Origin of the sequence: uncultured Amnibacterium sp. (genome assembly GCF_964244015.1) — a bacterium.
GTDB lineage: Bacteria > Actinomycetota > Actinomycetes > Actinomycetales > Microbacteriaceae > Amnibacterium.
On record NZ_CAXTHO010000130.1, the window covers coordinates 1 to 7,902 of the forward strand.

Annotated in this window: 6 protein-coding genes; 1 reads left to right on the forward strand and 5 read right to left on the reverse strand. The window is 73.8% G+C overall.

What is annotated here, in order from left to right:
- Positions 1-251 precede the first annotated feature (251 nt).
- The 3 genes from ACFE67_RS12745 to ACFE67_RS12755 are packed head-to-tail and all read right to left on the reverse strand — an operon-like array spanning position 252 to position 2,590.
- Positions 252-1,067, reverse strand: coding sequence for an alpha/beta fold hydrolase (locus ACFE67_RS12745; protein ID WP_375407254.1), 816 nt, complete (start codon positions 1,065-1,067; stop codon positions 252-254).
- Positions 1,068-1,083: 16 nt separating this feature from the next.
- Positions 1,084-1,767 (reverse strand): hypothetical protein, encoded by a 684-nt coding sequence (locus ACFE67_RS12750; RefSeq protein WP_375407255.1) that lies wholly within the window; start codon positions 1,765-1,767, stop codon positions 1,084-1,086.
- 49 nt (positions 1,768-1,816) lie between these two features.
- On the reverse strand, positions 1,817-2,590 hold the full coding sequence (locus ACFE67_RS12755) for a hypothetical protein (RefSeq protein WP_375407256.1): 774 nt from the start codon (positions 2,588-2,590) through the stop codon (positions 1,817-1,819).
- A gap of 135 nt (positions 2,591-2,725) precedes the next feature.
- Here ACFE67_RS12755 and ACFE67_RS12760 point away from each other — a divergent pair, with 135 nt between their 5' ends.
- Entirely contained in the window at positions 2,726-5,734 is a 3,009-nt protein-coding gene (locus ACFE67_RS12760) for an alpha-mannosidase (RefSeq protein ID WP_375407257.1), read from the forward strand.
- A gap of 69 nt (positions 5,735-5,803) precedes the next feature.
- Here ACFE67_RS12760 and ACFE67_RS12765 read toward each other — a convergent pair whose 3' ends face one another.
- Positions 5,804-6,184: a hypothetical protein gene (locus tag ACFE67_RS12765; RefSeq protein WP_375407258.1), complete on the reverse strand. Its 381-nt coding sequence runs from the start codon at positions 6,182-6,184 to the stop codon at positions 5,804-5,806.
- Between the two features lie 80 nt (positions 6,185-6,264).
- On the reverse strand, positions 6,265-7,902 hold a 1,638-nt coding region (locus ACFE67_RS12770), incomplete at its 5' end, for a polynucleotide kinase-phosphatase (RefSeq protein WP_375407259.1).

A 7,902-nucleotide genomic window follows, 5' to 3' on the forward strand; every position in this document is an offset into this window, starting at 1 on the left:
GCACGTCGACCGTCCGCCGCAGCGCATCGCGCCGTCGATGCGCCGGACGCCGGGTCTGCGCGGCTGAGCAGGTCGGGCTCGATCACCACGTAGGCCAGCGCGGCGAAGCGGTCCGCGACGCCGGAGGGGGATGCGGCGTTCCTCGGGCCGTGCTGCATCCAGCTGGTCGAGATGGTCATCCCGATGCGCCGCGAGGGGGTCGCCCGACGCCGTGTGAACACCACCCGGCGGCGGTCCTCGACCGCGTCGGTCTATCCCTCGAGCCCCGACCAGAACTCGCGGATGACGCGGGTGAACGCCTCCGGGCGGTCGAGTGCGATCTGGGCGCGTGCCTCCGCCACCACCGCGACCCGCGCGAACGGTGCGAGCGCGGCTGCGGCTGCTGCCCGCGGTTCCGGCCACGGGCTCGCCGCATCGCCCGCGACCAGCAGCAGCGGAGCCGTGATGGAGGGGAGCAGGCCGGTGAGGTCGGGGCGGTGCACGTCGAAGCGCGTCACCGATCTCGCCGCGTGCAGTCTGCCGGCCAGCAGCAGCGCGTCCAGCAGGGAGCCGACCGTCTGCGGCTCGGTACCCGACCCCGGCGACAGCTGATCCGCGACGATCGCCCGGCCGACCGAGCCGATCGGACCGACGACCTGCAGCCGCCGGAGCGTCCTCCGCACCCGGCGACGCTCCTCCTGCGGCATCGCGGCAGGGTCCGCCATCGCCGCCACGATGCTGCGGACGAGCGCGGGGGAGCGGGCGGCCAGCTCGAGCCCGAGCCGGCCACCCCAGCCCGCACCGACCCAGTCGACCGCCGATCCGGCCCCGAACGTGCGGGCGACGGTGCGCGCTGCGTCGAGCACCTCCACCGCCCCGATCCGCCGCCGGGCGCTCCTGCCCCAGCCGGGGCCGTCGACGACGAGCAGCCGGCGGCCCTGCAGCAGCGCGGGCAGCACGTAGCCCCAGCTCGAGCCGTCCGCGTACAGGCCGTGCCAGAGCACGGTCGGCATCCCGGCGCCGAACCCGTGCACGGCGACGACGCCCGCCGCCGTCTCGACCTCGACCGGCTCGATCGCCTCCGTCATCGCACGCCGCCCTGACTCAATCGGTGAAGACGACCGCGGTTCCCCACCGCACGCCGTCGGGAGCGTCGACCCGCAGCTCGACCGGCCGGTTCCCGCTGCTGTAGCGGTAGGTGTGGATCGTCGGGATCCCCGGCTGCTGCCCGCCCTCCCGGTGCACCTGCCGCACGAGGTGCTGCTCGCCGGCCGCGTCGTCTCTGCTGCGGAAGGTGCTCCACCCCACCTGCGCGGGCACGTCGACGACGAGGAAGACGGTCGCGCGCCCCCGGGCCGCGGCCGCGTCGACCGGTGCGAGGGTGACGACGCCGTCGCCGACCCCCCTGTCCTCGATCGTGTCGAACCGCGTCGCTCTGCGGAAGCGGGGCAGCGGCTCCGTGGTGATGAGGTAGGCGGCGATGCCCGCGGCGGTGCCCCGCTCGAGGTTCTGCTCGAAGCCCTGCCGGTCGGCCGCGTCCACGGGGAGCGGCGTCGGCGCGGGACCGGCCGGTACCGGGTGGACGGCGGTCCGCGCGACGCCGATCGCGACCACGACGACCACGATCGCGGTGATGAGAACGGCCACGGCCCGCAGTGTCCCGACCGTGCGGCGCCGGGAGTCCGCCTCGGCGCCACCGCCCGCCGCGCGGTAGCGGTCGACGTCGTCCCGTTCAGCGCCCGGCGCGTACAGCCGGCGCCGCAGCGCCTCCGCGTCCTCGCGCACCACGGGACCAGTGTGACCCCATCCGCTGACGGGGACCGGGCATCGAGACCGCTCAGTCGGTGAAGACGACGACCGCGCCCCAGTGCACGGAGTCGTCCAGGTTCAGGGCGAGCCGCCCCGGGGCGCCGCTGTCGTAGACGAACGTGGAGGTGACCGGCTCACCCGGCCGGGTGTTCCCCGGGTGCGACGCGAGCGTCACGACCGGCCCGCTCCGGTCGTTCCGCTGCGCGATCCGCTCCGCCGACCACGAGAAGGCCGCCGCGCGGTCCGTGACGAGGATCACGGTCACCCGCCCGCCCTGCTGCGCCGACACCGACGGATCGAGCGCGATCGTGCTGGTGCCCCGCCCCGAGTACTCGGTGCTGTCCGCTCTGCTGTTCGTCCGCAGGTTCGCGGGCAGGAAGGTCGGGTTGCCGTACAGGTACTGCAGCAGCCCGGGCGCTCCTCCCTCCCGCAGCAGGTCCACGAACATCAGTCGCGTCGACGACGACGCGGGCACGCGGGCCTGCGTGATCCCGGCCGGTGTCGAGGGCGTGGAGGTGGAGGTGGCGCGGGGCGCGGTGACCGCGGCCAGCGGGTGGGTGACCAGCAGCGCCGCGACGGCAGCGACGACGAGCACGACGCCGAGCACGCCGCCACCGGCGACGATCGTGGCGCGGGTGCGGGACGCGACGACCCGTGCGGGTCGGGCCGTCGGCTCCAGCGACACGGCGCCGGTCTCGGCCGAGCGGTACGCCGCGACGTCGTCCTGGGTCACGCCGGGCGCGTAGAGGCGGCGCCGCAGGGCCTCGAGCCGTGCCGCCTCCGACGACTTCCTCGGATCCACCTGCACAGCGTGACACCCCGGCCTCCACGTCCTGCCGCGTCAGTGTTGCCTCATCCGTGTCCACGACGCCGCGGCAGAGCGACGTCGAACCCGCTCACCGCTCACCGTGAGGCGGGATGCGGTGTGCTGGTCACCGTGCCCGATGACGTGAACCCGAACAGCCGACCGCGGCTCACCGCCGTCGACCTGGCGATGCTGCGCGTGCGGCGCTTCACGCAGCACCGGCTGGCGCCGGCCGTGTACGGCGAGCGACACGCGGTCGGCATCCGCGCCTGGACCGTCGGCGGCGAGCCGGTGCCGTCGGGGCACGCGATGCAGCAGGAGTTCCTCCCGTTCGCCGTCGGGGAGGCGTGGGGCCGCCCGTGGGACACGGTCTGGTTCGAGGTCCGCGGCGAGGTCCCGGCGGGCTGGACCGACGCCGAGCTGCTGGTCGACCTCGGCTTCACCAGCGAGCTGCCCGGCTTCCAGGCCGAGGCGACCGCGTACCGGCCGGACGGCTCGGTGATCAAAGCGGTGGAGCCGCGCAACACGTGGGTGCCGCTCGACGGCCCCGGACCCTTCACCGTCTTCCTCGAGGCCGCCGCGAATCCGCTGATCGGCGCACTATTCGGCTACGAGCCGACGCCGCTCGGCGACCCGGCCACCGCCGGCGACGCACCCCTCTACCGACTCGGCGGCATCGCCGTCGCGCAGCGCGACGTCGTCGTGTGGGAACTCCTCCAGGACGTCACCGTGCTCGACGGGCTGGTCGAGGTGCTGCCGGCCGCGAGGGTGCGGAAGGCGGAGGTGGTCCACGCGCTCGAGCGGATGGTCGATGCGATGGACCCGGACGACATCGCGGGCACGGCCGGGCTCGGCCGCTCGGTGCTCGGGCCGACCCTCGCGATCGCGTCCGCGGACAGCACGCTCGAGGTGTCGGCGGTCGGGCACGCGCACATCGACTCCGCGTGGCTCTGGCCCACCCGGGAGACCGTGCGGAAGGTGGCGAGGACGTTCGGGAACGTGCTCGACCTGATCGACCACGACCCGGAGTTCGTCTACGCCGCCTCCTCCGCCCAGCAGTACGCCTGGCTGAAGGCGAGCCAGCCGGCGCTGTTCGAGCGCGTCCGCGCCGCGGTCGCCGCGGACCGGATCCGCCCGGTCGGCGGGATGTGGGTCGAGTCCGACACCAACATGCCGAGCGGGGAATCCCTCGTCCGGCAGTTCGTGCTCGGCAAGCGGTTCTTCCTCGAGGAGTTCGGCGTCGAATCCGACGAGGTCTGGCTGCCCGACTCGTTCGGCTACACGGCCGCGCTGCCGCAGATCGCCCGAGCTGCCGGCGCCCGCTACTTCCTCACCCAGAAGCCGTCCTGGAACGAGACGAACCGCATGCCGTACTCGTCGTTCCTCTGGGAGGGGATCGACGGCTCGCGCATCTTCACGCACTTCCCGCCGGCGGAGACCTACAACTCCGATCTCGGCGCCCAGGATCTGGCGCGCACCGAGGTGCGGTTCGCCGAGAAGGGCCGTGCCCGGCACGTGCTCGGCCTGTTCGGGTGGGGCGACGGCGGCGGTGGCCCGACCCGCGAGATGCTCGCAGCGGCGCACCGCAAGCGCGACCTCGACGGGTCCCCGCGGGTGCGGCTGACCGATCCGCACACGTTCTTCGCGGCTGCGGAGGCGGAGCTCGCCGAGCCCTCCGTCTGGTCGGGGGAGATGTACCTCGAGCTGCACCGCGGCACCCTCACGTCGCAGCAGCGCACGAAGCGCGGCAACCGGCACAGCGAGGCGCTCCTGCGGCAGGCCGAGCTGTGGGGGACGACCGCCTTCCTCCTGCGCGGCACGCCGTACCCGTATGCCGAGCTCGAACAGGCCTGGCAGGTCGTGCTGCTGCAGCAGTTCCACGACATCCTCCCCGGCTCGTCGATCGCGTGGGTGCACCAGGAGGCGGAGCGGAACTTCACCGAGGTCGCAGCGTCGCTCGAGGCCCTGATCACGTCGTCGTTCGAGGCGCTGGCGGCGGGAGGCACGGCGGCGGTCGTCGCGAACGCGGATCCGTTCGCCCGTGCCGGCGTTCCGGCGCTCGGCATCGGCGTCGCGACGGAGCCGGTCGCCGCCGTGCCGAGGGAGACGCCGCGCGGGTTCGCCCTCGTCGACGACGCCCTCCGGGTGGTCGTCGACCGGCGTGGGGTGTTGATCTCGATCCAGGACCGCGCGACGGGTCGCGAGGTCCTGCCGGCCGGCCTGGCCGGCGGCGTGCTGCAGCTGTTCCGCGACACCCCGCGCGAGTGGGACGCGTGGGACATCAACGAGGAGGACCAGCGCAGCGGCCGGGAGCTGCTCGAGCCCGAGTCCGTGCGGGTCGACGGCGACGCCGTCGTGGTCCTGCACCGGTTCGGCGCCTCCACTGCGGAGGTCCGCCTCCGGGTCGTGGACGGGCGGCTCGAGTACGCGTTCGACATCGACTGGCACGAGTCGCAGAAGCTGCTGAAGCTCGCCTTCCCCCTCGACGTGCGGGCGACCCAGGCGACGAGCGAGATCCAGTTCGGGCACCTGCAGCGCCCCATCCACCGCAACACCTCGTGGGACACGGCGCGGTTCGAGACCGTCGCGCACCGGTGGATCCACGTCGGCGAGCCGGGGTTCGGCGTCGCCATCGCGAACGACGTGGTGTACGGGCACGACGTGCGATCCGACGCCGCCCCCTCCGGCCGGCCGATGGCGGTCGCGCGGCTGTCGCTGCTGCGCTCGCCGACGTTCCCCGATCCCGCGGCGGACCAGGGGCGCCATGCGTTCACGGTCAGCGTGCGCCCCGGCGGGATCCCGGAGGCGATCCGCGACGGCTACGCCCAGCACCTTCCGCTGCGGCGCACGACCGGTGCGGTCGTCGAACCGCTGCTCACCGTCTCGAACCCCGCGGTGATCGTCGAGGCGGTCAAGCTCGCGGAGGATCGCGGCGGGGATGTGGTCGTGCGCCTCTCGGAGTCGCTCGGCGGCCGGGCGACGGCGGACCTCCGGACCTCGTTCGACTGGACGGCCGTGGAGGCGACGGACCTGCTGGAACGCCCGATCGACAGCGAAGCGCTGGGTGAATCGGCGCAAGGGGAGTCGGTCCGCATTCACCTCCGCCCGTTCGAGCTGCTCACCCTCCGATTCCGGCGGTGACGTCGACGCCGAGCTCACGCGGTCCTCGGATGGGCGCGGTCGCCACCGCGGACGGGCGCTGCTGCGTGCTCAGTCGGTGCTGACGCTGCCCGGTGCCGTGCGCTGCTGCCGCGTGCGAGGCGGCTGACGGATCCAGGTCGCGAGGATGAAGGACTTGGCGAAGTGCGCCGACAGCCGACCGCCGGCGACGACGGCAGCCTGCGGTCCGCTCAGCCTGCGGAGCTGCCACGTCTCGTCGCCGCTGTCCGCCACGGTCAGCAGGGCGATCTCGCTGAGCACATCGTCGGTCTCCCACGGCCCGAGCGCGCACGCGAGCAGGAACTCACGACCGACCCGAGCTGCTTGCGACTGCACACCGTCAGCGACGGCGACCTCCGCGAGGAGCTTCGGCAGGTCCTTCCGCTCGCATGCGGGCTCCCAGTACCGGAGGAACTCGTACAGCAGCGTCACCAGGGCTCCCCATCAGCAGCGAGACCCCAGCGTCGCACCTGGATGGCTGCGCGCGCGCCGGGCGTCGCCGAGGTCCCGATTCAGAGTCGTGGATCGATCGGGTCGGACTCGAGGGCGAGGGTGGCGAACACCGCCTCGTGCACGCGCCAGAGGGGTTCGCCCGAGGTGAAGCGCCGCAGCCCCTCGATGCCGAGGGCGTACTCGCGGGCGGCGAGGGAGCGCTTGTGGCCGGTGCTGCGGTCGCGGAGGCGGGCGAGGTTCGCCTCGTCGGTGTAGTCGGGGCCGTAGATGATGCGGAGGTACTCGCGGCCCCGGACCTTGATCCCGGGCTGGGCGGCGCCCTTCGCCGTGCGTGTGAGGTTCGCGAACGGCTTCACGACCATGCCCTCGCCTCCGGCTTCGGTCAGCTCGAGCCACCACGCGGTCGCAGCCGCGGTGCTGTCCTCGTCGGCCGGATCGGCGCGAATCCGCCGCGTGGGGCACAGGAGGTCGGGCGCGGCTGCGACGAGCCGGTCCGCGATGCCGAGATGCCAGCCGTGGTCCTGCTCCTCGAAGGTGCGCGTGCCCGCGGCGAGCACCTGGAACGGGGCGAAGCGGACGTCCGCCGCGTCACCGACGTACCGGCGGTAGGCGTCGCGGAACAGCGCGAGCGAGTCGTGTCGGCGTGCGGTGCGATCCGCGAGTTCGCCGACGTCGAGCCCCCTGGCGGCCGCGGCGGCGAGCGCCGCCGCCGTGCTCGAGGTCGCAGCGATGCCGGCCGCGCCGACGGAGGCGTACAGGTCCCGGATGAGCCCACCGGCCTTCAGCGACCAGGGCAGCAGCTCGCCGTCGAGCAGGACCCAGTCGGCGTCGAGCTGCGACCAGATGCCGGTGGACTCGAGTGCGTCGTCGAGCCCGGCGAGCAGGCGGTGCTCGTCCGCGGCGTCGTCGAAGAACGGGCGGCCGGTCCGCGTGTGCACGAGCCCGCGCCAGCCGTCCGGGGCGTCGAAGCGGGCCGGGTCACGGGCCACGAGCACGACGGCGCGGGAGCCCATGTGCTTCTCCTCGCAGATCACCTCCGTGACGCCGGCGGCTCGGTAGGCGCGGAACGCCTCCGCAGGGTGCTCGAGGAAGCCGGGCACGGTCGACGCGTCGGGCGGCGACATGGTGGGCGGGATGTACAGGAGGCGTCTCGGGTCGACGGCCCAGCGGCTCATGACCTCGAGCCCGCCGGCGGACTGCTCCTCCCGGATCGTGATCCGGCCGTGGGTCGCGGTCTCGACCAGCAGCTTGCCCTGCACGTCCTCGAGCCGCAGGCGCCCGGACTCCCGCTCCGCCTCGGGCCCTGCCTTGGGTACGACGAGCGGCCGGACCGGCTCGTACCAGACCTGCTGGGCGGGTACCGCGACGATCGCGCGCTCGGGGTAGCGCATCGCCGAGAGGGCCCCGCCGAACACGCAGCCGGTGTCGAGGCAGGCGGTGCCGTTGACCCACTCGACGGTCGGGACCGGGGTGTGCCCGTAGAGCACGGTCGCGGTGCCCCGGTAGTCCTGCGCCCACGGGGAGCGGACCGGCAGCCCGAACTCGTCCGTCTCACCGGTCGTCTCGCCGTAGAGCGCGAAGGCGCGGACGCGGCCGGAGGCGCGACCCTGGTACTGCGCCTTCAGGCCGGCATGCGCGACCACGAGCCGGCCGCCGTCGAGGACCAGGTGCGCGACGAGCGCCGAGCAGAAGTCGAG

Excerpts from the sequence above, each read along its gene's own strand:
- ACFE67_RS12745 (WP_375407254.1), bottom strand. The coding sequence starts at position 1,067 with ATGACGGAGGCGATCGAGCCGGTCGAGGTCGAGACGGCGGCGGGCGTC.